This is a genomic window from Delftia sp. CH05, assembly GCF_009827015.1.
GTDB lineage: Bacteria > Pseudomonadota > Gammaproteobacteria > Burkholderiales > Burkholderiaceae_C > Comamonas > Comamonas tsuruhatensis.
The window spans coordinates 67,254-91,814 of the sequence record NZ_WUMG01000017.1 but is presented as its reverse complement, the minus strand read 5'-3'; the positions used below and the strand labels follow the sequence as shown (position 1 = coordinate 91,814).

Annotated in this window: 25 protein-coding genes; 3 read left to right on the top strand and 22 right to left on the bottom strand. The window is 62.7% G+C overall.

Annotation, left to right across the window (positions count from 1 at the left end; genetic code table 11):
- Positions 1 to 104: 104 nt before the first annotated feature.
- A complete protein-coding gene (locus GRX31_RS15585; protein WP_160853489.1) occupies positions 105 to 2,165 on the top strand; it encodes a hybrid sensor histidine kinase/response regulator in 2,061 nt (686 codons plus the stop codon).
- Here GRX31_RS15585 and GRX31_RS15580 read toward each other — a convergent pair.
- The 15 genes from GRX31_RS15580 to GRX31_RS15510 all read right to left on the bottom strand — a co-directional run bounded on the left by GRX31_RS15580 (position 2,162) and on the right by GRX31_RS15510 (position 15,665).
- Positions 2,162 to 2,632: an N-acetyltransferase gene (locus tag GRX31_RS15580; protein WP_160853487.1), complete on the bottom strand. Its 471-nt coding sequence runs from the start codon at positions 2,630 to 2,632 to the stop codon at positions 2,162 to 2,164. The genes GRX31_RS15585 and GRX31_RS15580 overlap by 4 nt on opposite strands.
- A complete protein-coding gene (locus GRX31_RS15575; RefSeq protein ID WP_160853485.1) occupies positions 2,632 to 3,051 on the bottom strand; it encodes a tail fiber assembly protein in 420 nt (139 codons plus the stop codon). Before GRX31_RS15575 ends, GRX31_RS15580 begins: the two co-directional genes overlap by 1 nt.
- Complete coding sequence (locus GRX31_RS15570) at positions 3,048 to 4,964, bottom strand: phage tail tip fiber protein (protein WP_160853483.1); 1,917 nt, start codon at positions 4,962 to 4,964, stop codon at positions 3,048 to 3,050. The genes GRX31_RS15575 and GRX31_RS15570 overlap by 4 nt, the downstream gene beginning before the upstream one ends.
- A complete protein-coding gene (locus tag GRX31_RS15565) occupies positions 4,961 to 7,540 on the bottom strand; it encodes a hypothetical protein (RefSeq protein WP_160853481.1) in 2,580 nt (859 codons plus the stop codon). The genes GRX31_RS15570 and GRX31_RS15565 overlap by 4 nt, the downstream gene beginning before the upstream one ends.
- A 43-nt stretch (positions 7,541 to 7,583) precedes the next feature.
- Positions 7,584 to 7,937, bottom strand: a complete 354-nt coding sequence (locus GRX31_RS15560) for a hypothetical protein (protein WP_160853479.1) — start codon at positions 7,935 to 7,937, stop codon at positions 7,584 to 7,586.
- Between the two features lie 104 nt (positions 7,938 to 8,041).
- Positions 8,042 to 9,547: a hypothetical protein gene (locus GRX31_RS15555; protein WP_160853477.1), complete on the bottom strand. Its 1,506-nt coding sequence runs from the start codon at positions 9,545 to 9,547 to the stop codon at positions 8,042 to 8,044.
- A 2-nt stretch (positions 9,548 to 9,549) separates the two neighbouring features.
- Positions 9,550 to 10,596 (bottom strand): phage fiber-tail adaptor protein, encoded by a 1,047-nt coding sequence (locus tag GRX31_RS15550; RefSeq protein WP_160853475.1) that lies wholly within the window; start codon positions 10,594 to 10,596, stop codon positions 9,550 to 9,552.
- Positions 10,597 to 10,599: 3 nt separating this feature from the next.
- Positions 10,600 to 11,016 (bottom strand): phage tail fiber protein, encoded by a 417-nt coding sequence (locus tag GRX31_RS15545; protein WP_047218288.1) that lies wholly within the window; start codon positions 11,014 to 11,016, stop codon positions 10,600 to 10,602.
- A gap of 91 nt (positions 11,017 to 11,107) precedes the next feature.
- Positions 11,108 to 11,740: a phage adaptor protein gene (locus tag GRX31_RS15540; protein ID WP_047472187.1), complete on the bottom strand. Its 633-nt coding sequence runs from the start codon at positions 11,738 to 11,740 to the stop codon at positions 11,108 to 11,110.
- Positions 11,731 to 12,327, bottom strand: a complete 597-nt coding sequence (locus tag GRX31_RS15535) for a hypothetical protein (protein WP_197065141.1) — start codon at positions 12,325 to 12,327, stop codon at positions 11,731 to 11,733. Before GRX31_RS15535 ends, GRX31_RS15540 begins: the two co-directional genes overlap by 10 nt.
- A gap of 28 nt (positions 12,328 to 12,355) precedes the next feature.
- Positions 12,356 to 12,739 carry a hypothetical protein gene (locus GRX31_RS15530; protein WP_160853473.1) on the bottom strand — a complete coding sequence of 128 codons (384 nt, stop codon included), beginning with the start codon at positions 12,737 to 12,739 and terminating at the stop codon, positions 12,356 to 12,358.
- 81 nt (positions 12,740 to 12,820) lie between these two features.
- Positions 12,821 to 13,270 (bottom strand): hypothetical protein, encoded by a 450-nt coding sequence (locus GRX31_RS15525; protein WP_160853471.1) that lies wholly within the window; start codon positions 13,268 to 13,270, stop codon positions 12,821 to 12,823.
- Between the two features lie 26 nt (positions 13,271 to 13,296).
- Positions 13,297 to 14,412, bottom strand: a complete 1,116-nt coding sequence (locus GRX31_RS15520) for a N4-gp56 family major capsid protein (protein ID WP_013803292.1) — start codon at positions 14,410 to 14,412, stop codon at positions 13,297 to 13,299.
- Positions 14,413 to 14,472: 60 nt separating this feature from the next.
- On the bottom strand, positions 14,473 to 14,679 hold the full coding sequence (locus GRX31_RS15515; protein WP_074932133.1) for a hypothetical protein: 207 nt from the start codon (positions 14,677 to 14,679) through the stop codon (positions 14,473 to 14,475).
- An 8-nt stretch (positions 14,680 to 14,687) separates the two neighbouring features.
- Positions 14,688 to 15,665 (bottom strand): hypothetical protein, encoded by a 978-nt coding sequence (locus tag GRX31_RS15510; protein ID WP_160853469.1) that lies wholly within the window; start codon positions 15,663 to 15,665, stop codon positions 14,688 to 14,690.
- A 324-nt stretch (positions 15,666 to 15,989) separates the two neighbouring features.
- Between GRX31_RS15510 and GRX31_RS15505 the strand changes: the two genes are divergently transcribed.
- Together GRX31_RS15505 and GRX31_RS15500 are read left to right on the top strand one after the other, a co-directional pair.
- A complete protein-coding gene (locus GRX31_RS15505) occupies positions 15,990 to 16,574 on the top strand; it encodes a hypothetical protein (RefSeq protein ID WP_160853467.1) in 585 nt (194 codons plus the stop codon).
- Positions 16,574 to 17,644, top strand: coding sequence for a DUF262 domain-containing protein (locus GRX31_RS15500; protein WP_160853465.1), 1,071 nt, complete (start codon positions 16,574 to 16,576; stop codon positions 17,642 to 17,644). Before GRX31_RS15505 ends, GRX31_RS15500 begins: the two co-directional genes overlap by 1 nt.
- A gap of 23 nt (positions 17,645 to 17,667) precedes the next feature.
- On the opposite strand, the gene GRX31_RS15495 is transcribed toward GRX31_RS15500, so the two are convergent.
- The 7 genes from GRX31_RS15495 to GRX31_RS15465 all read right to left on the bottom strand — a co-directional run bounded on the left by GRX31_RS15495 (position 17,668) and on the right by GRX31_RS15465 (position 23,880).
- Positions 17,668 to 18,174: a hypothetical protein gene (locus tag GRX31_RS15495; RefSeq protein WP_160853463.1), complete on the bottom strand. Its 507-nt coding sequence runs from the start codon at positions 18,172 to 18,174 to the stop codon at positions 17,668 to 17,670.
- On the bottom strand, positions 18,171 to 18,749 hold the full coding sequence (locus GRX31_RS15490) for a glycoside hydrolase family protein (RefSeq protein ID WP_160853461.1): 579 nt from the start codon (positions 18,747 to 18,749) through the stop codon (positions 18,171 to 18,173). The genes GRX31_RS15495 and GRX31_RS15490 overlap by 4 nt, the downstream gene beginning before the upstream one ends.
- Positions 18,746 to 19,072, bottom strand: a complete 327-nt coding sequence (locus tag GRX31_RS15485) for a hypothetical protein (protein WP_051940719.1) — start codon at positions 19,070 to 19,072, stop codon at positions 18,746 to 18,748. The genes GRX31_RS15490 and GRX31_RS15485 overlap by 4 nt, the downstream gene beginning before the upstream one ends.
- Positions 19,069 to 21,432 carry a portal protein gene (locus tag GRX31_RS15480; protein WP_160853459.1) on the bottom strand — a complete coding sequence of 788 codons (2,364 nt, stop codon included), beginning with the start codon at positions 21,430 to 21,432 and terminating at the stop codon, positions 19,069 to 19,071. Before GRX31_RS15480 ends, GRX31_RS15485 begins: the two co-directional genes overlap by 4 nt.
- Entirely contained in the window at positions 21,419 to 21,787 is a 369-nt protein-coding gene (locus GRX31_RS15475; protein ID WP_237426689.1) for a hypothetical protein, read from the bottom strand. Before GRX31_RS15475 ends, GRX31_RS15480 begins: the two co-directional genes overlap by 14 nt.
- 84 nt (positions 21,788 to 21,871) lie before the next feature.
- Entirely contained in the window at positions 21,872 to 23,215 is a 1,344-nt protein-coding gene (locus GRX31_RS15470; RefSeq protein ID WP_160853455.1) for a PBSX family phage terminase large subunit, read from the bottom strand.
- Positions 23,212 to 23,880, bottom strand: a complete 669-nt coding sequence (locus GRX31_RS15465) for a hypothetical protein (protein WP_160853453.1) — start codon at positions 23,878 to 23,880, stop codon at positions 23,212 to 23,214. The genes GRX31_RS15470 and GRX31_RS15465 overlap by 4 nt, the downstream gene beginning before the upstream one ends.
- Positions 23,881 to 24,561: the final 681 nt, after the last annotated feature.

Here is a 24,561-nt window from a genome sequence, read left to right as displayed (position 1 = left end):
ACTGACCTTTTATGTTATCAATAGTGCAATACTTTCCGTGAAAGCAGAAAGTGGCAAAATTTTTTTATTCCGGATCTTAATTCTACAAAAGAATCGATTTTCTAATGCAGCCCCAAAGCCTTTCCAGCGACAACAAAAAAAACCCAAACGCACTCGAAGAGCTAGATCTACTTCGTGAGATTGTAGAATGTACCGATGACTGCATTGTCGTTCTGGAACGTATTGACGCGGGGTCAAATTCCGAAAGAGATTGGCGCTACATTATTGCAAATAAAAACGCTATTCAACTTTTGGGCAATACCGTTGCAATCGGCAAAACGCTTAGACAATCCTTTCCAAATAGCGACGAGATTTGGTACGATGTATTCGACGAGGTTCTTACCAGCGGCACCGCCAAAAGAATTGAAAAGGACGCCAAATCTATTTCCGTTTTTCTTGAAGTTTTAGTTACCCGACTATTATCCAACAGCAATAAGCCTAGGATTATGGTTTCAATGAAAGATATTTCACTCCGACGCAATCTCGACGCCAATATACGAAGCTATCAAGAAATACGTACTTTCTCCCTATGGCTAACCGATGACCTCCGCGCTCTAAGCGATGATAAATCAATAATGGCCCGGGCTTCCGAGAGCATGGGGCTTATGCTTGGAGTAGGACGATGCGGCTTTGCCGAGGTTTCAACTTGCGGGAAATATCTGGATATTACAACATGCTGGACCGACGGCGTTATGGCCAATGCGCTTGGACGACATCAGTGCGCAGATTTTGGGGAAGACTTAATTTCCCTTTATCGTCTCGGCAATAATGTTGTAATAGACGACGTTGACACAGACCCGCGCACACAGCTTTCACGCACAGCTTTCGACGCAATAGGGGGTGTTCGTGCTTGCCTCACTGCACCGTTGATGAAGCAAGGATCATGGGTTGGCTCTTTCTTTGCCCAACAAACCTCTCCGCGAAAATGGAGCGAGCGTGAACAGGTACTCCTTAGAGAAATAGCCTCCCGTAGTTGGGATGCTGTTGAACGTGCACGCGCCGAAAAATACTTAAGAGAAGCGAACGAACGAAAGGATATTTTTCTTGCTACGCTAGCCCATGAGCTAAGAAACCCGCTTGCGCCAATAAGCGCTGGTCTTCAGTTATTAACAAGAAGCGAACACAATTCAAAGCAAGCTCGCATTTTTGAAATGATGTTTCGGCAAACTAAGCATATGACTCGGCTTGTAGATGAGCTGCTAGACGTCATGCGAATAAATAGAGGGCTAGTTACCATAAAGCCGGAACTTGCGGACATAAAAAATATACTACATTCCGCCTACGAAACTTGCAAGCCTGAGATAGATAAAAAGAACCATGCATTTAGCCTTCACATGGAAGATACATCTATTCCGATATATGGTGATAGCGTACGCTTGGCGCAGGTGTTTACAAACATAATCAATAATGCTTGCAAATTTACTCCTACTGGGGGAAATATTGATGCAGTTGTTAAAGTCATAGATTCTGAAGTTATTGTTCAAATAACAGATACCGGTATTGGTCTGCAAGAAGATAATTTTCAAAAAATATTCAACTTATTCAGTCAAGTCGCAAGTCCCGGAGGCAGTACAAGTGGTCTGGGAATAGGGCTAAATTTAGCCAAACGATTAGTGGAAAAGCATAATGGCTCCATCTCCGCGTTTAGTCAAGGATTGAATAAAGGAACAACATTCACCGTTCTGCTTCCGCTTGCAAACATATCCGCGCCAACTTCCTCAACAGTCCAGTCAATGCCCGCAAAGGCTTTCACAGGCCTAAAAATTCTTGTGGTTGACGACAACCATGATGCAGCAATGTCAATGTCAATGCTTTTGCAGACACATGGGGCGAAAACGGAAACCTGCTATAGCGGCGTAGACGCGCTTAATATACTTGAAATAAGGGAATTCAACGTAGTGCTGTTAGATCTTGGTATGCCCAATATGGACGGTTACGAAGTTGCCAGAACAATCCGCAGCAATAGAAAATTCTCTAACATCCAATTAATCGCTTTGACTGGATGGGGCGAAAAGAAAGAAAGAGAAAGAACAACAGAAATGGGCTTTGATGCTCACCTGACAAAACCAGCGAACCCATATTCAATTTGGCAATCCATAAAATCCAAGAATCTTCAGAAAACCTAGACACTCACTGTGTGTCCATATATGTGCAGATACGCACACTGTTGCTTCCACATAGTCATTATGATGACATCGCTGCCATCCGGCGCCGCTCCATTTAACCGGGCCTCCTCACGAAATCCCAGGTGCTCGTTGAAGCGCCGCGCCAAGGCGTTGCTCTCGTTCACGTAGCCGCTCACGCGCTCCACGCCGCACACCAAAAATGGATAGGCAAAGCAGGCACGCAGGTAGTCGCGCACGAGCCAGCGCGCGCCGGGCTCGGCCGCGACGTGCATCCAGAGGTTGCGGCCGTTAAAGCCTTCGTAGAGCACTCCAGCCACCAGCTGGCCACCACGGCGCAGGCCAATGGCGCGCATGTCCTGGGAGCGGGCCAAGCCCGGCACCAGGCCCTGCATGAAGGGCAGCACCGCGTCGAGGTCATATTCGAGGGAATGGGGCATGCCGAGCACGGTGGCAGGCTTGGCACGCATCAGGCCGGCGGAGTGGGCCAGACAATGGCCAGCGGGTCGGCCTGGTCGGTGATGTCGCGCAGGGCCTGGCGGTAGGCCAGCCACCGGCCGGGCACAGGGTCGCCCGTCTCCTGTGCGCGCAGCGTCACCCAGTCGCAGGCGGCCAGGCGCGCGTCGCGCTGGGCACGCACGGCCGCCCAGGCCTGGGCCAGGTCGAGGGTCCAGGACCTGCTGGCCACGTCGAAGCGGTGGAACGAGCTGGGCGCCGCCGGCACAGCCACCAGGCCACCGTCCCAATAGAAGCCGTTCGGGTCCGGCACGGGATGCGGCACGCGGCGAAAGCTGCCGTTCGCTCCGGGCAGATCCTTGAGGTGGCGGCACGGCGCGCTGCCCGAGCGCAGGATGCGGCCGGCGCCGTCGATCTGGATAAAGTGGATCATCGGCGTCCTCCCGTGGCCACGATGTTGGACAGAAACACCGTGACCGTCTCGCCGGGGCCGGCCCGCGCCATGAGGCGGTAGGAGGTCCAGCCAGACGGCGGGCTGCTGTCGAAGCAGCTGTTGTGCGCCGAAGTCCGGTAGCCGTTGGGCATCGACGTGCCGGTGTACTGCAAGCCAATATCGCCCCGGTATATGGTGAGGCTCAGGCTGCCGTTGCTGTTCACGGGCATGGCATTGACCAGGGCGATGACCACCACGCCGGAGCCGCCAGCGGCGTTGTTCACCCAGGCCGAACACAGCTCAACCTCTCTATCGCCGTAGATCGTGGTCATGCCGCCTGCGCCGCTGGCCATGGACGTGACCGAGCCGCCCGCGATTTGCAGCGTGCCCACGGCCGCCTGCCCGATATAGGCCGTACCAATGGCCGCCGTGTCCATGAACACGCCGATGTTGTTGGACGTGATGCGCTGCAGCCGGTTGATGAAGTCGCTGGTGTTCAGCGTCGTGCCGTCCGGAAACGCCACGGTGTCGCCGATGCGGGCCTTGTCCTTGGTGGCCAGCGGCCCCAGGCCATTGACCTGGGCGGCCTTGAGATTGCGCAGCCATTGCGCGTCCAGGCCGTTCGCGTCCAGGATGACGTTGCCCGCGTTGTCGCGCACGGTGAGGCCGCGCGTGTCCACCTTGCGCGCCGCTACCGTGCCGTCCACCAGCAGGTCCCCATTGAGCATGGCCGCCGGGATCAGCCAGGCCGTGCCCATCCAGTGGCGGGTCTGGGTGAAGCCGGCGCCGTTGCTGATGGTCACGGCATCGCCCACGATCAGGTGGTTGGTGTTGGGCGCGCTGCCGCTGTTGCCCAGGGCCTGCCAGACGGCTTGGCGCGCGGTGGCATCGCTCCAGAAGCTGCCGCTGGCCGCCAGCTGCACCGAGCCGCGCAGCCCGTCCACGAGCTTCTTGCCCAGGCCGTCGATGCGCATATTGCCCTTGAGATAGACGTTGCGCTGCAGGTAGATGCCATCGCCATCGACGCCGAACACCACGTCTTCGGGCCGCGGCGTGCTCATCTGGCCGGCGTTGTAGCTGGGGGAGACGATGGCGAACTTGTCGGCCATGATGATGAAGGCGCTGGAGGTCTTGCCGTTGACCTCCTCGGCCGCAATGCCGTAGCCGGCCAGTGCCCCGCCGGCCTGCACCTTGAGCGTGTACTGCGCGCGCAGCCCCTCGCTGTAGCCGGCCAGCACCGTCATCTCCTGCTCCAGCATGGCGCGGCCCGGCTTGCCGTCCTGGTAGTAGTTCCCCAGCGACGCCTGCAGCTGCAGCACGTTGGTGGCCATGGCCCGCTGGCCGTCCGCGAACGCCGCCTGTGTGGCGCGCAGGCCTGCGCTGGCGTTGCGCAGGCTGGCCGTGACCTCGCGCACGGCCATGGCCAGGCTGCGCTCGTTGGTCTGCACCACGGTCTGCAGCTCGCGCACCTCGGCGCCGCGCTTGGCGGCCTCGTCGGCGATGGAGCGCAGCAGCTCGTCGCGGATCTCCTGCGCCAGGTGGTCGAAGCGGCTGGGGTCGTCCAGGGTCTTGGCCAGGCTCTTGAACAGGCGCGATTCGATGATGGATTGGGCGAAGCGCTCCACGGCCACGGTGGCCGACAGCCCGCCGCCCAGGTCGATGACGATCTCGCCCTCCCCCGGCGTCTTGTCGGTGGCCAGCAGCTGGGTGACGCCCTGCACCGAGCCCTGCAGGTCCAGCAGCTCGCGCAGGGTCACGCCGCGCTCGAACTCGTTGCCCCGGGCGCCGGAGCGCACTTCCAGGTGCTCGGTCACGGCCTGCATCCAGTTGGACAGGGCCTTGTCCTGGACGTTGACCCGGGCCAGGGCCGGGAGGCGGGCCGCGCCCGTGTCGATCTTCTTGCGGTTGGTCATACGCTGCGCAGCTCCTCCGTGGTCGAGCACAGCACCACGCTGGTGACGCGGGCCGCGCCCTCGATCTCCACCTGGTGCTCCAGCCAGCGCCCGGGCGGCAGGCGCTGCGGCTGCAGGTCGGTGAACTGGGCCGTGTGCTGCAGCTGGCCGTCGCCCCACAGGCGCAGGGTGATCGGGTGCTGGACGTCCTGCAGGCCGTAGACCTTGGCCCAGGCCAGCGGCAGCTGCTGGCCCTGGGTGGCCAGGCCTGTGCGCCAGCGCGCCGTGCGCAGCGCCTCGCCCGTGAAGCATTCCAGGATGTCCTGGCCGCGCGCCACGTACATGAGGTCGTTGAAGCGGTCCACCCAAACCGCCGTCACTGTGGCGCCGCCCAGGTCGGTATGGCCGAGCTTGGCCCCGTCCTGCGCGCTGAACGCCAGGCAGCCGCCACCGGCCCCGGCGTAGAACAGGTAGTAGACGCCCTCGTGCTCGGCCGCGAACATGCTGGCCGGCTGCATGCGCTGCCAGTCCTGGCGCGCGATCAGCTGCCGCGTCACCACCTGCACGCCGCCCGGGCTGGCCAGGCACAGGCCATCGGGCGAGGCATAGAGCACGCCGCCCTGCACGGGCACGATGGAGCGGCGCGCGCTGCAGGACTGGTTGCTGTCGAGCTTGATGGCCGACATCTGCGCCGAGTGCGCGCCCGTCACGAAGTACGGATTGCCGGCCGTGCCCACGAACAGCGTCTGGTCGAACACGGCCATGCCCACGATGGGCCACTCGGTCGTGACCTGGTAGTCCACGGGCCAGGCGTAGGGCACATAGGGCTCGCAGAACGCCACGGTGTTGTCGATGAAGCCGGCCATGATGCCGTTGGGCATGCCCGTGAGCCCGCGCAGGTAGGGGTTGGCGCCCACGCTGGGCTTGTTGTCGCCCTCGTACTGGCTGTCCATGCGGTACGGGGGCGCGGCCCAGGTGAACTGCGGCTGCAGGCTGTCCAGCTCCTCGCCCTTCTTGTCATCGAGGAAGCTGGCCACGGAGATCTGCAGCTCCTGCACCAGCTGCCAGGCCGCCGCCGCGGCCGAGGCGTTGCTGCGGTAGATGCGCCACTTCACGACGTGGCGCGCGGCATGCTGCTCGCCCGTCATGGCCTGGGGCCGCTGGATGGTCACGGTGTCGTTCTGGTCCACCTCCAGCATGTCGGAGATGGGCGACGGCTCGGACTCCTCGCCCCAGTCGGTCACAAAGGCCACGACGTAAAAGCGCGAGTCCACCACGCGCTCCACGGTCTTGCCCGCCAGGTCGGCCACGCCGCCCAGCTGGTCCAGCCAGGTGCCGATCACGGCCGTATCGCCCGTGGCCGCGATGTACTGGCTGGCCAGCTGGGTCTGGATGCTCGACACCAGCGTGCTGCAGCGCTGCTGGATCTCCACCATGCGGGCGTTCAGGCTGGCCGCCTGCGAGGTGGCAGCGGTCTTGCCTTCCGTGTAGGTGTCCAGGGACTTGTAGTAGGCCTCCAGGTCGCGCCGGTACTGCACCCAGTCGGCGTGCTCGATGGCGTTGTTGTCGGAGTCGAAGTAGTACTGCGCGGCCTTGGGCTCGCTGGGCTTCACGGGCGCAGCGCCGGGCGTGGCCCAGGCCTTGGCCAGGCCCAGGTCGGCGAACTCCTTCACCAGCTTGTCCAGTTCGCTGCGCCAGTTGGCGCACTTGGTGCCCGGGGCCACGGCCTCCTCCACCAAGTCGGCCAGCTTGGCGGCATGGTCGGCCGTGAGCACGGTTTCACCGGAGCGCTCGCCGGCCGTGTCCGGAAACTCATGCTGCTGCAGCGCCTCCACCAGAGCGGGCCGGCGGAACGGGTAACTGAAGGGCATGGCGGCCAAAGGGATGGCCCAGCCGCTGGCTGTCTTGACGGCACCCAGGCGTGTAGTGTCCATCTCGCACGCAGCCGCACGGGCCGCCGTGACCACGGCGTAGAGGTTGCCAGCCAAGGCGCCAGCGCCTACGGCGGTAGACAGGGACAGCCCGTAGTTGGACGTGGCGCCGGCGTAGGCCTTGCCATTGGCATCCCAGCGGATCGCCTCCTGGTGGCCCTCGTGCTGGATCACCGTGGCCAGCAGGTCCGCGCGCACCAGCTCGGCGAATTCGCCATACAGCCAGGTCTTGGCCTCCTCGGTCGTGAACTCGTCCACCACCTGCAGCGTGACCGTGGGCTTGACCGGGCGCACCACGCCCAGCAGCCGGTCGTTTCCGCGCACGTCCAGCGCACGCGGCGCCGCGCTGCCGTCGTTGGTGGTCTGGTAGGTGCGCTCGGTGGCCTCGTCGTTGATCTGGCCCTTGACCAGGGACAGCTCCTGCACCCAGGAGCGGATGGGCGCGGCCGGGTTCTGCACCACGGCGCCGCTGGCATCGCGCGCGAAGCGGTGCAGCGTGCGGGTGCCGGCCAGGCATGCCGAGTGGCGCCGGTCGGTGGCCAGCGGCCAGAACTCGGCGCTGGGCAGAAAGAGGTTGAAGTGCTCCCGGGCGAAGTTCGCGCCCAGCGCGCGGTCGGACACGCTGGGCGCCTCGCCCGGGAATGCGGACAGCTTGTAGGTGGTCATGGCCTGCTACCGTGGCAGGCTTGGCACCAGCTCGGACAGGCCGCTACAGCACGATGGCCGCCGCCGCGATGAACAGCTCATCGAGCTGCTGCTCGCTCAGGCCCAGCGCCACGGCCACACGCGCGAGGAAGGGGCTGCTGCGCTCCCAGTTCACCGTGTCGTTCAGCGCGACCTCGGCCAGCAGCTTCTCGTTGGGATCTTCGATGCCGGCCACGAAAGCCAGCACCTGCGGCCACAGGCCGGCCTGGATCAGCGCCGCCTTGCCCTGGGCTCGGGTGATGGTCAGGGGCACGGGCAGCGTTTCGCCAGGAGTTGGCAGATGGGCCTCAGCGACTTCGGCAATGGTCTTTTCATGCTCTGCTGACACAGCCCCCAGGTCGGCCCTCAACTCCTGCATTTGGCTGTTGGCATAGATACGGCACTTGTGTATCGAATCATCTTCATTGAACCAAGTGACCTCGATAGCGACTTTGTTTTTATAGACAATTAATTTAACTTTGTTCATATTGAAGAACCCTTGTGAACAACAAAATTAAGTACAACCGATTCCGCCAAAGCCGCACTAGAAATATTTCTCAAACACACAAAAAACACACCGTTTGAGGAAGAAGCAGTACCCCATACGTTGTAGTTCAATCCATTAATATTTCCGTAGTTATTCAAAGTAACGTGAACAACATCATCTGAAGTGACAAAGTCGTTATAGACCACAAAATAGACACCTTGACCAGCAGGAAGGCTCTGGTTGTGTGTCGTGATCTTCCCAGTGACTTTATTAATATAAACAGCGCTGGATTTGTTACCTGCCTGCACAACGGTGGCACCCGAGCCTGGCCCATAGCCTATGGGGCCGCCATCATGGGAGATGAATCCACTAGTCGCCTTCGTAGTGATAATTCGATACCAATCCGACCAACTCAGATCATGTTTGTTTCTCGCCCAAAGCTGGCCAAGTGATGTATTGAATGCCTGGGCTGCAAATTGCGTGACACGCCCAAAAACCCCGTAACTCAAAACATTCCACCAAACAATTTCCGTGGGTGACGGGGGCCAGTCAGCCCCTGATCCCGTAACGCTGGCATAGGCATCGAACGTACCTATTCCTGCATCGGACATGAGCCGGCTTTTATCAGCAGTACCGCCGAGGCTCCTTCTGGCCATGAATACGCTAGCGAGTGAATTCTTTATATTCGCCCAGGATATTCTTTTCCACGACCAAGACAGAGTGCTGTCTTCCAACCAAAAGGCATCTGCCTCGTCTACTACGCTTTTCTGGGGCGAGGCATTCAACGCTGATGCGACATCACTTTTCAGCGTGCTGCTGTTTTGCTTTGCGTTCAACGCCGTCTGCAAGCCCGTGATGGAAGCAATCGCCTGCTCACCCGTGTGCGTGCTGCGGTCCCGCAGTTGCGCGTCGGTCGCGTTCTTGGTGGCACCCGTCGCCACGCCACTGAGCTTTGCCGCTGCCTCGTCGCTGAAATCGTTGGCACTCAGGCCCTTGCCTGGCACCTTGTCCACCTTACCCAGCAGGTCCGCCGCCAAAGCCATGGGCTGGGCAAACTCAGGGTTGGGGAACTGGCCGGCCAGCACGCCACCGGCCGCGCCGGTCGGTGCACGCGGATTCGACATGCGCTCATCCGTGGTCTGCACCACCTCGCGCATACCCCCGGCCGTCATGCGCATCTCCAGCAGGTCGCCCGAGTTGTAGGCCCGGGGCGCCGTGCCCTCTTGGCCGCGCAGCACCGTCAGGCGGCACTCGCCGATCACCGAGTTGTCCACGGCGGTAACGCGCAGGATCTCGTAATCGGTTTCGAGCGATCCGCTGCGCTTGTAGGCCGTGAGCACGTACCAGCCGCCGGCGGGAGGATTCAGCAGCGTGCCGGCCGCGCCATCGGACACGCGCAGCACGCCATAGTCCAGCTCGCTGGCCGGGGCGCCTGTCTGCGGCGCCGCGCGCACGTCGGCAATGAACTGGGTTTGGAAGTTGTTCAGGAACAGCTGCGGCATTTCTATTTTTCCTTGATGGGCACGATCAGCTCCACCTCCTTGGTGCGGCCGTCGTTGGTCGTGGCGGCCACGCTGATCTGGTACTTCTGGCCGCTCAGGCCGCCCGCGTAGATCCAGACCTTCACGCGCTGGCCCACGAAGGCAAAGGACGGCGGCATGGGCATGGCCGGCTGCACCTTGAGCTGCACGGAAACAATCTCGTCGCCGGGCGGAAACCAGTCGGCGAACTCGATGTCGTAGTCCTGCGTGTCTGCAGGCTGCATGGGGGAAGTGCGGAACATGCTTTGCCCCTGGTCGGTGACGTAGAAGGTGGTCATTCCTGCGGGCACGAGGAAGGTGCGGGATTCGGGCGCCTGCTCATCGAAGGGCAGGCGCTTGTGCACGGCGGGATCGATGTCGATGAAGGCCACGCCCTGGGCCTGCAGCGGCGCGCGCACCAGGCGCTGCCCACGGGCCGTGATCGCAGCCTTGGCCTGGACCAGCGCGGCCAGACGCGCCTCGACCCTCCCCTGCGTGACGACAAAGGCCTGGCCCTTGCCGTCCACGGGCGAACGCAGCCAGCGGCGCACGTAGATGCGGCCATCGGCTGTGCCACGGGCGGTGGGCGTGGATTGCACGGGGCTGCGGCGCAGCAGGATCGCCTGGGGCTTGAAGCTGGCACGCGCGGTCGCGTCCACCCCAATGCGTGCCTGCACATGGGCGTTGACCGTGGCGCTGGCCCGGGCCTGGACGGCCACACGCCCGCGCACGGGCGGCAGCGTGACCTTGATGATGGCGCGACCCGTGGCTGCCAGCAGGCTGCGCACATGGACCCGGCCCAGCACGCCCTCGACAGCTGCGCGCGCCACGGAATCGGCCGAGAGCTTGGCGTGCACGCGGCCCAGCGGGCCGGTCAGCGCAGCAGCTGGTGCCGAGTGGACCACGGCATAGGCGAGCACTCTCCCGCCCACGCGGACGCGGGCATAGCCCTTGGCGTCCACGCGGATGCGCACCACGGGATCGGAGGCCCGCCCGTTCAGCGCAAAGCCATTGAGTGCTCCCCGGTTCATGGCTTACAGCAGCTGCAGCGTGAAGTCGCCCGTCAGGGCCTGGCTGTCCACCAGGAACACGTCATTGATCTGCAGCGTGCGCGGCGTGGGCAGCGGCTCGGAATACATGAGTGTGGCCGTGCCATCGGTGGCCGAGTCACCTTCCATGATTCCGATGTGCGTGACCGTGACCTGGGCGCCCGTGACGGGCGGAAACTCCGCGCGCACGGCGTTGTAGGTGGCGCCGTTGTTGGGCGCGGCAAAGGCGCCCGTGGGCACGCGCTGGTACCACGGTGCAGCCACCTCGGTGCCGGCAGTGAAGGCGTCGGTGGGGTCCGCCGTGAACAGGGCGAAGAAGGTGTTGCGGATGGCCGGAAAGGCCTGCTTGCGCAGCGTGGCGCTGATGATCGCGTTGGCGAGGGAGGTCGAGAAACCAGCCATGTCGGCTCCTATGGTTCCGAGCACTCCAGCGCCCCAGTGGAAATTGCCCGCAGTATAGGCAGGCTTGGTCACCACCGGGGATTTCTTGCGCTTACTTCTGCGCCACGGCCGTCGTTGCTGCTGCCTGGGCCTGAATGCCCAGCGCCTCGTTGTAGAGGGCACGGTGCGCCGCCGCGATGGTGGCGTTGCCGCCGAACTCGGCGTCGATGGACCAGGCACGGAACAACACGAAGTGCCGCAGGGCGTCCATCCAGCGCTCGGGCACGCTGGGCGTTCCGCTCTCGTCGGCCAGGTCCACAGCCGCGACACCCACCATGGCGCGCACCTTGGTGCCAGCGGCCACGGGCGGATAGACCAGGAATTCCTGGGGCGTGCCCAGGTCGTGCATGTAGTGCTGCACCTCGCGGCCGGGGGAGCCAGAGCGCCAGGCGCCGGCCACGGCGTCCAGCACCCACAGGTCGGTCTTGGTGATGCGCCGCTGCGTGGCGTTGGCGTTGTTCGTGATGTCGATCAACGTGAGCACGTCGGCCGGCAGCTCCTGCCGCCAGCCGGCGGCCAGCACCAGGTCGCGCGGCTGGGCCATCTGGTCGGGCCGCTGCTCGGCAAAGGCACGCTGCGCGGCGTTGAACCAGTCCAGCAGGTCCTGGCGCGTCCAGCGGATGTGCCCCTTGTCCTGCAGGTCGCGCGCTGCATCGTCCAGCAACTGGGCCACCGTCAGAGCCATGACGCCCTCCCCCGCGAGCCGCGGCTGGTGTTGGAGCGCCACACGTCGGCCGTGGCGTCATCCATGGCGCGCTGGAAGAACGCCAGGGCCACGCCGGCCTGGTCGGGCTTGTAGTAGTCCGTGCCCTCGGTGGCCAGCAGCTCGGCCTTGGCGCCCTCGCGGATCGCCTCATGGTAGAGCGAGGCCACCTCGTCGGGCACGCTGTTGCCGCGCAGGGACGGCATCAGCGAGGCGTAGACCTGCAGGCGGCCGGCACTGCTGGTGCGCACCGTGAACTCGCGCAGGTTGGTCGTGACCAAGTAGGCCCGGCCGCGCAACTCGTGCTGCCATGGGTCGGCCGGCAGGTCGCGGCTCTGGGCGACTTCCAGCGGACGGCCGTCCAGCGTGGCGCGCTCCAGGCGCAGCAGCTCTGCGCCCTGGGGCAGCTCGAAGGTGTATTCGGCGAAGGCCTCGCCAGTCACGTCCGTGGGCTCCAGCCATTCCTGCCAGGCGCGCGTTGCCTTGAGAAAGGTGCGCGCGGCGCGGTTCAACGCCAGGTGAATGAGCGGTACCGGCGCCTTGGGGGCAGCCAGTACCAGCTCAGGCATCCAGTTCTCCCAGCTGGCCATGGTGCGATCAGCCGGTCACGTTGGAAGCGCGCGAGGCCTTGCGCACGCGGCCGGTGGGGGCCGAGTCGGATTCCTGGGGCATGCCCGTACCGCCGTCCAGGTCGTCGTCATCGTCCGGGCCCACGCCGGGCGAGAAGGTGCCGCGCGAGGATGGAGCCTTGCCGTCCTGGGCTGCGCGGCGGGCTTCGCGCTCGGCAGACAGGCGCAGGAATTTCTGCTCGGCCTCGAACTCCTCCTCGGTCTGGAAGTTGCGGGCCAGCAGGTGCTTGGCATCTGCCTCGTCCTCAACGTCGCAGGCCAGCGGCTTGCCATTGAAGACATAGGTGGCACCCTTGAGGCGCACGATCAGGGTTCCGTCCTTGCGTGCGGGCAGCGAAGTGAACAGCTTCATGGTGATGGTTCTCCGGGGTTCAAAAAGCCCCGGCAGCGGATGCCACCGGGGAAAAGCCCCTTGCGGGGCGCGCACACGCTGTCAGGCGTTCGTGTAGATCAGGTCCAGGGCGAAGAGGCCTGCGGCCGTGCCCGCGCCTGTGACCTTGAGGACGATGCGGCGGTCTTCGTCCTTGGGCACCAGCTTGGCAAAGGCTGCGGGCACCAGGTGCACATAGCCGCCGGCCGCGCCCGCGTCGTTGTCTGTCACCCAGGCACCGCCGCCGTCGTCGGCCGCCGTGCTGATGTCGCCGGCCGCATCCGCCAGGCCAATGGAGGCCTTGAAGCCCGCGCCCAGGGCGGCCGGCACGCGGATGAACAGGGACACGGGCAGCGTGCCGGCGGGCAGGATGCCGATGACGCCACGGGCGCCGACTGCGTGGTCTGCCACGGCCAGGGGCTGGCCGAAGCGCGAGCGCACCAGTTCGGAGCCGCCGGGGGTGATGGGGGCCTGATGGCCTGCGGCCACGGCACTGAGTTGCTTGAAAGCCATGAATGACTCCTTTCGTTCGGTGGGGATCAGCGCGACGCAGCGGCCGTGTCGATGCCGTAGACGCCGTGGTCCTGCTTCTCGCCCTCGATCTCGAAGACCGACTTCTTGACGCCGAAGATGGACGACGTGGTGATCACGACCTGGTTGCCGTTGTCGCGGGTTTCCTCGTGCCAGCCGTAGCGCATGCCCGTGCCCGGCGAGCCAAACGCCATCACGCCGGCCTGCGCACCCATGAACAGCGCGCGCGCCGTCTCCAGGTCGCCCGTGGCACCGTGGGTGTTGTGGCGGATCACGTTGCGGTGCGAGTGCAGCACCACGTTGCGGTACATGCCCAGCGCGCTCTTGAACAGCGGCGACTTGAAGCCCACGGCCGCAGCCGCGGCCTTTTGCAGCTCCAGCCAGCCGCCCGTGCCGGTTTCCTTGCGCAGGTCGTCTTCCTGGAAGGTGTGCATGACCATGACGAACACTTCCTCGCCATCGACCACGCAGGGCTGCATGACGGGGATGTTGGTGGCGCCGCCGCCCTGGCTGTCTGCGCGCACGCGGGCACGGTCCACCACGGCCAGCGACATCTTGTCGGTGGCATCCAGGTTGGCCACCGCCGTGGCATCGCCGCCGAACAGGTGCTGGTTGGGCGTAGGCGCCGTCAGCGGGTTCTTGGCACGGCCCTGGTAGCCCAGCGGCAGGATGAAGTTGGCATTGACGCCGCGCGAGCCCGACAGGTAGGTGAAAGTCAGTTCGTCCTGGAAGCGGCCCCACCAGTTGGCCTGCTGCTGCTTGGCGCGCATGCGCAGATCGTGCAGCGTGCGCTTGCGCGACATGCGGCCGCCCGTGTTGACGCCGCCACGCGCCTGGTCGATGTACAGCTCATCGGTGTAGAAACGCTGCCCTTCTTCCTTGCCCTCCAGCACATCGTCGCCCTCGACGGGCGCCATGCGCAGCTCGGCCAGCAGGTCATAGCTGACCAGGTCACCGGCTTCGGATTCCAGATCCGTCAGCAGTTGGATTGGCGTCTTGGCGCCCTGGCCCACGGCCGCGAAGCGCTTGCCGAAGTACGAGGCTTGAGAGACATCGAGAGCCAGGTCGCCGGAAAAGCGCTTGACCGCGCGGGGGCTGTTCACGCCCACCACTGTTTTGCCCATAGGAGTGCTCCTGTGTGGTAGCGAGCACTCCAGCGCCCCGGTTGAAAAATGGTTCAGCCCTCAAGATGGCAGGCTTGGTACGGGCCGCGAGGACGCCGCGATCTTGCGAACGCAGGTTTCCGGCGCCGCCGCGATCACCATGCGTGCGGCCTGCCCCTTCTTGTATTCCAGCTGGATGCGCACACCGCCCACCTCCAGCACATCGCCCGTGCGCAGCTCCATGAAGATGCGGCGCATGTCGGGCGCCGATGCAGTTGTCTGTGCCATGGGCTCCTTCACAGCGAACGCAGGTACTGCGCGCGCTTGTCTTCAGACAGGCGGCCCAGTGCGCGCTCGTAGTCCAGGCCGGTGAGCTTGTCCAGCTCGGCGAACTCGTCGCACACGGGGTCGGCATCGCCCGCGCCGCCAGGCACGTCGGCCAGATTGGTGACCACGGCCGAGGCGTCAGGCTTGCGCCGCACGTCCGCCGGCTTTTTTGTCGTGGCAATGCCATGCAGGGCCACCACGCGGCGATGCCCTTCTTCCAGAAACCAGCGCATGGGCTTGTGCTCGTTGCCCGGCGCCGCGCCCAGGGCGCGCACCATCGCGTCCAGGTCCGCCTGCTTGGCCGCGTCCTTGCGGTAGTCCACGATGCCCAGTTCTGCGCTCTGGGCCGCTTCCTCGAAGAAGGTGTTGATGGTGTTGTTCCAGGCCTGCTGCACCGACTGCTGCTGCATCTCGGCCGATACCGTGGCCCGCGTCCTCATGTCGCGCAACTGGTCGCGCTCGTCCTGCAGGCGGTCCAGCTCCGCGTCCAGCTCGGCCTGCTCCAGCTCGCCCTCGTTGAACTTGGCGCGGGCGGCAGCCACGGCGTCCTTGTTGGCCTTCACCTGGGCGTCGTAGTCGGCTGGCAGTTCTGCGCGGTAGCCGCCGGCCTGCGGGGCAGCCTGCGGATTCGGAGCCGGCGCGTCGGTCGGCTGCGTGGCATCGGTGGGTTCTGCGGGCGCTGCAGCAGGAGCGGCTGCAGGCGCTGCAGCGGGCGCAGCGGTGGTTTCAGTGGGTTCGGTGGGAGTGCTGGTCTCGGGCTTGCCCTTGCCCGCGTCTGCGTCGTCGCCCTCCTCTTCCTCTTCCTCTTCCGCATCGAGGGGTCCGCGCCCCAGGGCAGCCAGTGCTGCAGCGTTGTCTTCCTCGGGGTCGTAGTCGTTTTCATCGGCTTCCATGGCCTCGCGCTCAGCGTCGGACAGGAGGCGCAGGTGGTCGTCGTTCAAGCTCATGTGTGCGTCCTTTCGTGGTTTGGATCACAGAAGGGTGGCAAGCTTGGTACGGAAGCCCAGCCAGTCAAGGACGCGATCTAGGCAGCAGAACTGTAAATGGGTGAGCCACTCGAAGGACTGCCAAAGAAAAAGGTCGTTAAGACTCAGTTGTCAACCTCTTCCGAGTCATGTTGCAAGACTTCATCAAAGCGTCGTTTCCTAGAAGCAGGAAAGCATGCCAAACGCATTCAGTTACAATCATAGTTAATAGCAAGAAAAAGTAGGCACCGATACAGATTAATCGCTAAATATATTATTTAGCATTTCATATAATCCGAAGTATAAATGGAACATCTAAAAGCAATTGACATCGGGTTGTCTTCTGGTAGAAATCACAATGAAATTGCAAGGAAAATTTTTCTCACATACCCAACAAAAGCATTCGTTGGCGAAGAGGAATTGCAATTTGAAATACTAAATGAAGTTTCGGAGCACTTCGAAATTGCAATCACATGCATCCATGTTGCAGGATCGGCAAAACTGGGCCACAGCATCCACAAAAATAGATCATTTACTCGAGGAACGTCCGACTTAGATTTAGCAATAATTGACAGCCATCTTTTTGCAAAATATGTAGAAATTGGTTTAAATACTTCAAAAGGATACAGTGATGGCACAAAATTCCCAGTCCGCCAAGATAAATCACGAAAAGACGAGTATTTGCAGTATCTAAGCCGTGGAATATTTAGACCCGATTTAATGCCAACTGGAACACACAAAGCAGCTTGGCTAAATTTTTTCGGTAGATTATCTGACAAGCATTCTTCATTTTTTGGATCTATCTCAGGAGCAATTTATTTATCGCAGGGATGTTTTGAAAGCAAACAGCGTACTGCAATTAAGGCTCGCTTATCAATGGAAGTTTTATAATGATTGAATATCGTGTTCGCTCAGTGTCTCTATTAAACCTGCTTAACGATATACGCGCCGGCAGATTAATCCCTGATGCCTATTTTCAAAGAAATTTGGTATGGAGGGAAGTTCATAAAAGAGATTTCATAGATACCCTCCTTAAAGGCTACCCTTTTCCACAAATATTTATTTCAAAAGGGAAGGTAGATGTGGAGACGATGTCAACAATATCTTGCATTGTTGATGGGCAACAACGTTGTAATGCAATTTCTGGCTTCATAAATGGAGACTTTGATGTAGAAGGAATAACGTACGCAGATCTTTCTGACACCCAGAAGTCTGATCTATTAAAGTATGAGGTAGCGGTAATAGAGCTGGAGCTAGAGAACGATGACCCTAAAGTTCAAGAGATATTTCAACGTATCAATAGAACATCGAATTCGTTAACCTCTATCGAGAAATTGGCATCTCAGTATTCAACCTCAGAGTTCATGCTAGTAGGAAAACTGCTAACAGATCAGATCTTGCTCGAAAGAAACGGCGACGAGGACTTTAGAGAAGACCCCAATATCCCTGAAGAATTTTACGCTTGGGCGTCAAAAAAGAAGGTAAAAAATTACCAAAAACTTGTTAATGACAAGAACGTTTTCAGCATACAAGAAGTTGCACGTAAAACGAATTTAATGCACGCACTCAACGTAGTGGCGACGATTCTCTCAGGATATTCAAATCGTAACGAAAAGGCAATAGAACTCCTTGATGACTATGCACTTCTATTCCCGCAACGCGATGACGTGATAAAAAAATTAGATCAAGCAGCTGAGTTTATATTAAAAATGGGATATCGCGGAAAAACATATTGGATGAATAAAACCAATATTTTTTCTTTACTTGTTACTATTGTTCAACTGAGGGAAGAAGGGCATAAACTTGATCCTGCTATAGCACGCAATGCTTTGGATGCTTTTGAGGACGACCTTCCTGCTGACTACAAACTTGCTGCATCGGAAGCCGTAAATGGTAGAAAAGCTCGACAACTCAGAGGCGAGTACTTAACAGATCTAATAGTTAAGGCGCACGAGCTTTAATTTCTACATTTCCTACCCTCAACTTATCGGGCTACTCGTAGTGCAGCCGCGTTTAAATTGGTCACCAAAGGCCATGCACTACCGAGGGTTTTGACATCAGCTGCGTGCCCTGTAGCTTTTGCTGCCATGTCCCCATACGCTGCGCGGCAGTCGTCGTATACGGCGTTGACGGCAGTGGCGTACTCAAGGACGGCGGCGGGGGGAGCGCTGGCAAGTCGGCGGGCGGCATCTGCGGATTGCTCGCGCAGGCCGTCAGCAACAACGAGAAGCTGGTCACGATCACGGCGCAGCAGCGCCTCGCGGATTCGGGCGGCATTCAGCGCCTCCTGGTAGTTGGTGTTGATGGACTGCTCTGCCCGACGCACGCGGGCGTCGGCCGCGCGCTGGGCTGTGCTGACAGCCAGCTTTTCGCCCACAGCTGCAGCGCGAGCATCGGCCAGGTCGGCACCCAGGCGCGCGCCCTGGTAGCTCCAGGCCAGGAACGCGGCGAGGCCTGCTGCGGCAAGATGGGTGACGGCGCGCACGCTCATTGCTGCACGTCCATGCACGCGGCGTGCCGCGCCTGCTGGCGAGTCCAGACGCCGCGGCAAACCTTGTTGCCTGGCGCCGAGCAGTCAAAGCGCCACCGGGTGGGCTGCCCGCCCGTGCCCCACTGGTACGCGGCGTAGCCCTGCAGCGGCTGGGCACTGGTCATGAAGCGATAGGCCAGGTAGGCGTGGCAGGCGCCGGCATAGTCCCCGGCCCGCGTGCGCGACAGCATCGAGGAGCCGCGCCAGGCCCCGCAGCCGTACTGACCCGCGAAGTCCACCGCCTGGGCGAACTCGGCCGGGTGCACCAGCGTGTCGCCCAGCGAGGCCCTTACGCAGGCGCCGTACTCCTGGTCCAGCAGGTTGGCAGCCAGGTCGCGCGCCCGTTCGCGTGTGATGGGCGGATCTGCCATGGTCACGCGCGTGCCGTCCTCGTAGCGCGTGGCGCCATGGCCGATAGTTGGCACATCGCCGCGTACCGGGATGATGGGACTGGAACTGAAACCCTCGGCAAGCATCCAGCCGGCCAGGATGGCCGCACCCACGCGCAGGCCTGCAGCAGGCACACGGCCGGTCATTGCTCGTCTCCTTCGCGGCCGCCCGCCATGCGCACGATGCGCGCGCGGTCCGTCTGGTGCTCTTGGTCCATGCGGTAGTCGCGGCGCCACTTCCAGGCAAGATGAGCCACCTGCAGGGCGATGAGGATCAGCGTGGCCACGATCACCCAAGCATTGCCCGTGAGGCCCAGGAGCGTGGCCTCCGTCTGCTGGGTGGCGACGGCGCCCGCGCTGGCGCCTACGGCAGGCGCGGACTTCACGCCGGCCAGGATCAGGTCGTTCTTGTGCTCGGCGGTCAGGCCGTTGGCCAGGCCGAGCACTTCCTTGAGGGTGTCGATGTTCATTTTTCGGTGGCCGGCTGGCTGTCGGTGGTTGCGGAGGGAAAGCGGTTCAGTTGGGCGCCCACGACTTCGAGCCGCTCGCGGCTGGCACCCTGGATCTGGGCCACACGCTCGCGCGAATCGGCCTCGATGTGGGCCACCTGCAGGCGCACGTCCTGGTCGCCCTTGATCTGCAGCGTCTTATTGGCCAGGTCTGCCTGGGTCTTGGCCAGCTTGCGGCGTAGCTCGTCCAGCTCCATGTCGGCGTCGCGGCGCACGGTGGCGGCCACGCCTTCCATCTGCTGGGCCAGCGCCGGGTTGCCGCCGGCGGCGCGGAGCTGCTCGGCCTCGGCTTCCAGCTTCTCGGCACGGGCATTGATCTCCCGGACCTTGGCCTGCTGCTCGGCCAGCGCCTGGCGCGCGCTCTCCTGCTGCATCTGCAGGGCCTCGGCCTGGGCCTGCATCTGCTGCTGGACCTGCTGCTGCTCCTCGGGCGTGAGGGGCTTGTTGGGGTCGCGCTCGCCCGTGAGCTTGCGCAGCTCGTCGGCCACCAGGTCGTTGTTCGGCAGGTCCGAGTACTCCATGGCCAGCGTCATGATGCGGATGGCCACCTCGGGCGGCAGACGGCCCGCCAACTGGTTCAGGCTTTCGAACATGACCTGGCGCAGCGTGCCCGAATAGTCCTGCTCGGCCACCACGAAGTCGGCCATGCTGGACGTGATGTCGTTCAGGTAGCGCACGCTCCCGTCTGGCTGGACCTCGGGCTGGTTGACCTTCACCCAGTCCAGCCGGCCCTTGTGGCCGGACAGGCGGATCACCTTCTCCTCGGTGTACCACTGCTCCACCAGGCTCAGCAGCTTCTCGCCCTGGATCTGCACGGCGAAGCGCAGGTTGTCGAAGGGCTGCGTGGTCACGACCGAGCCCTGCAGCTGGCGGGCCTCGATCGCGCGGCCACTGACGGCATTGGTGCGCCGGCCCAGGTTCTCGTCGCTGATGCCCGCGGACTTCTGGATGGCCTGGCCGTCCAGCGTCATCATCTGCACTTGGCCGGCGGCCATCTCGCTGTCGCGGTGGACCTCGAACTTCTTGCCGGCCTTGTAGATCACCACGCCGTCCGGCTGGTTGACCTCCTCGCGCGCCTCGTTGATGTCATCGAAGGCGCCCTTCTCCGCAAAGATCTGGTTCGTGGACAGCAGGAACAGCGCCTTGCTGGCCCGCTTGTTCAGGTCCATCTGCAGATCGCGCACGCGGCGCACCACCCCATAGGGCATGCGGTCGCGGCCGCGCCGGTAGCACCAGATGGGCGTCAGGCTGAAACTGTTGTGGCGCATGGGCGTTGGGCCCAGGGCCAGCAGATGGCCCTCGGTGAAGACCGCGACGTGCATGCGCATGGCGACACGCTCCACGATAGAGCCGCCATGAGCGCCCACCACGGCGCGCAGCGCATGGTCCCAGGGCTCCACGAACGAGCCCTTGAAAGGGCCGCTGGTCACCACCTGAACAGACGCCGGCATGCGGAACTGGCACTCGATCAGGCGCACGCGGCGCCGTGCCTCGCTGTCGATGTTGCCGCGCCCGCCGGCCAGGTAGCTGCCGCTGGTGCCGCTGACATGGCGCTCGCTGGTGTGGCCCTGGAAGAAGAATTCGTCCTCGGCCCACTGCTGGGCGCTGAACTCCTCCTCGCGCAGCACGGCCCGCTCCAGCACGTCGCGGCGCTGCGGGTACATGGTGATGGCCACGTCTTCATCCACCCAGCGCGTGCGGAACAGGTAGCGCGCATCGCTCAGGTCCGGCTCCATGGCCATCGAGTCCCAGAGCACATTGCGCCAGTCCTCGTACTTGTCGTAGATGATGTCCTTGGTGGGGTCGTTGCGCACGCCGGAGTCCACCCAGCCCACGCCCACCTTCACGGTGTCCTCGAAGGCGCGCGAGCGGTTGAACGTGGTGCGGTTCACGTCGCTGACGTACTTGAGCACCTTGGTCTTCACGTCGGCCAGCTGCACGTCGTGCTCGGCGCGCGGCAGCACGCTCCAGTCCACGCGCGCGCGGCGCTCCGTGCCAATGAGCCAGTCGCACATCACGGCCACCTCGTTGAACACCAGGGGCACCTGGCCGCGCTCCTCCAGCGTGGCCGCGTCGGCCGGGTCCCACTGGTCGCCGTCGTAGTAGTCGGCGTCGATGGACATCTGCAGGCGGTTCTCGGCCTGGATCTCGCGCTCGCGGTAGTACCAGCTCAGGAGCTTGCGCAGCGTCTTGCGGGCCTCGGCCTGGTCCAGCGGGTGCTGGGGCGTGGTGTCCACCAGGTCGAAGGTCAGGGGTTCGTCGTTCAGGGTGCGCTCGCCCACGCCCGCGCGGCGGTTGAAGCGGGCCTCAAGCTGGGACATATTCGGCCCCCGCGTCCGGGATGGTCAGGGCCTCGGCCGCAATCTCCCGGCCTTCGGACTTGACCACCAAGCTGCCGAACTCGCGGCCCGGGCGCTGCCAGGCGGGCTCGCTGGGCATGCTCACCAGGTCGGGCAGGCCCTCGTTGACGATGGTGGCCACGCGCACCCAGTTCGGCCGGTTGGGCTCGATGCCCAGCACCTCGCAGGCCTTGACGCAGGCGCGGGCCAGATAGGCGGGGTCATCGTAGAGATAGGCCGCGCTCTCCATCACCACGTACCACGGGGCTTTGGGGCGGTAGGCCGGGATCAGGACCAGCGCGCGCTCGGCGTTGATCCAGGTGTAGACGGCCAGCAAGTCCCCATGCTGGCGGTGAAGGTGCGCTTTGCGCAGGTCGATACATGCAGGCATGCCCGCGAAAGTGGCAGGCTTGGTACGGGATCAGCGTGCCATGCCGCCCGCGCGTCGCCTGAGAGGCACAGCGCCCGCAGTGTCGTTGTCCATCAGCGGCAGAGCCATGTTGATGTAGCGCCACACGTCCGCGCCGTGGCTGGCGTCATCGTGCAGCGGTGGCCCCGGCTCATTGGTGCGCGGGTCGATCTTGCGCTTGTACCGGCTCAGGCAGTCCAGCAGCTTGCCGCAGCGCTGGGCGTCGATGTACGCCGAGGAGAAGATGCCGCGCGCTAGGCGGATGCCCGACTCCAGGCCCGCGCGCTCCAGCACCTCCACCTCGCGGCCCATGTCCTCCAGGATCTGCTGGGCTGTCTGCCCGGTCTTGAAGTCGCCGTGGGCACCGTCGTGCGGCAGGAAGTCCGTGCCCCAGCGATAGGGCAGCTTCTCCATCTGCTCCACATACCACTCCAGCGTCTTCTGGTTGTCCTGCATGAAGTTGATGACGCGGAAATCCATGGCCGTGCGCTGCACGAACGCGATGGCCATGTTGTCGGCCCAGCCCAGGTCCCAGACCGTGTGCACGGGCAGCTTGGGGTTGTACGGCACCAGGCACACGCGGTCGTCGTTGTACAGGCGCTCCACTTCCTTGGCGTAGATCGCGCCGGCCAGCGTGCGCTTCGGGCGGCCCTCCCAGACGTTCCAGTAGGTGTCCGGGTCGCGCTTGAAGTGCCGGCGGCGCTCCTTCTCCAGCACCTCGGGGAACCAGGGGTTGTCCCGCCAGTTGATCTCGCACAGCCAGGTGTCGCTGTCGGCCGCCTCAATGAACCGGGCATAGGTGGCGTCCGTGGCCAGGTCGGGGTTCAGCGTGAGCCAGATTTCCGAGCCAGGCCGGCGGATGGTCGGCACCAGCACCTCCCAGCTGCGCGCGCTGACGCTCTGGGCCTCTTCCACCCACACGATGTCGATGGCCTCATAGGACTTGATCGAGTCCACCGTGTGGCTCTGCAGGCCCGCGAACAGAATCAGCGTGCCATTGGCGCCGCGGATCTCCGTGTCCAGCACCTCGTAGAAGCCACCCAGGCCCAGCGCCGCGATCTGGTCGGACAGCAGACGGTGCACCGAGTCCCGCATGGACTTCTGGATCTCGCGCGCACACAGGATGCGCAGCGGCCGATTGCTGCCCATCACCAGCAGGGCCATGGCCACAGACCAGGACTTCGCCCCGCCGCGCCCGCCGTACATGACCTTGAAACGCTTGGGCTGGAACAGGCCGCGCAGCTTCGAGGGGAACTCGACCCGAACGCGCGCGCGGTCTACCTCGTAGTCCTCGGCAAAGTCCGGCTCCTCATCAGCCGGGTGCGCGGCCTGAATGCTGTCGGACAGCAGGTTCATGCGCCCTCCTCGTCTCGCGGATCGTGCTCGCGCGCCGGCGCGTCCACGAAGTGCAGCTCGAAGTGGCCCACGTTGCCGCCGCCGTTCGGCCCCTTGCCCGCGTCCTTGTCGTTCATGCCGAAGGCCTGGCGCTCCATGTCCACCACGATGCGCAGGCTCTCGGCCAGCACCTTCATGGTCTTGGAGCGCTCCGGCAGGCTGATGACCTTCTGGTAGAGGTCGTTCAGCTTGTCCATGCCGTTGTCGTCGGGCGAGCGGAGCATCTCGCCCAGCTCCTGCAGGTAGGCCACTGTGTCCGCGTCTGCCATCTGCTCCAGCTCGTCCAGCAGCGCGTTGGTGATCTTGCGCGCCCGCTGGATGTCCCGCCTGTGCGCCAGCCGGATGGTGGCCACAGCTTGCGCATTCGCGTCCACTACCTCACGTTCGGACGCAGTACGCTCCGCGCGTACCTCGCTGCGTACCGCCTCTTTGCGTACCAGCTGCTCTGCCTTCTCCTGGATGCGCTCCGACAGGTCACGGCTCCAGTCGTCACGCTTGGCCCGCTTGCGGATCGCCCCCTCGCTGATGCCCTGCTCCGCTGCGATCTGCCTCAGGCTCTTGATGCCAGCCCTGTAGTCCAGCTCGATGCGCTCCCACTGCGGCGCCTGCTTTTGTTCCTTGCTCATCCTCCCGAAGCTGGCAGGCTTGGGACGGCATTCCGCAAAACAACCCTGAGGAAGCAGCTCTGTCGCAGGGCATACAGGCGTACTGCGCTGAACACGAGTCGTGTGCCGATCCTGGCGCGGAGTCCTGATGACACGTAACATAAAACAAGGCCCGCAATTGCGGGCCCTGCTTCCATCACAGACTAGCTTTTGCGCCTACTGCAGCCTCAAGGGCGCAACGATCGGCGAGGGAAGGCCAATCTGAGCTGCCGTAACGGGCTGCAGCAGCCAGCCGTACTGGCCCCCGGTAGAGGTTCCGCAACTCGAATTGTCAAACCCTGTGATACCTGTCGGCATAACGGCCAGGACCGTTCCGTTGGACTGAGGTGTCGCCGAGGTCACCATGAATGAGCCCAGCGAAAGCGACCATACAACCGTCTTGGCGTAGATGGAGCTTGCCGTCGTGGGACTGCCTGAATTCAAGTAACCTTCACCTGAGCAGTTGCCAGGGCCCGTGCCTTTGTAATAGATCTGAGCGTTGGGAAGCGTCCCATCCCAGGACATCACCATCAGGTGGCCCGTGCTGGTCACGAGAGTGATGTTATTCCGCGCCGCGCTCACCACCTTACCCAGGGTCACATTGTTGGCATCAACCAAAGTCACGCCACCGCCGGCAGGACCAGCAGGCCCTGTCGCGCCCGT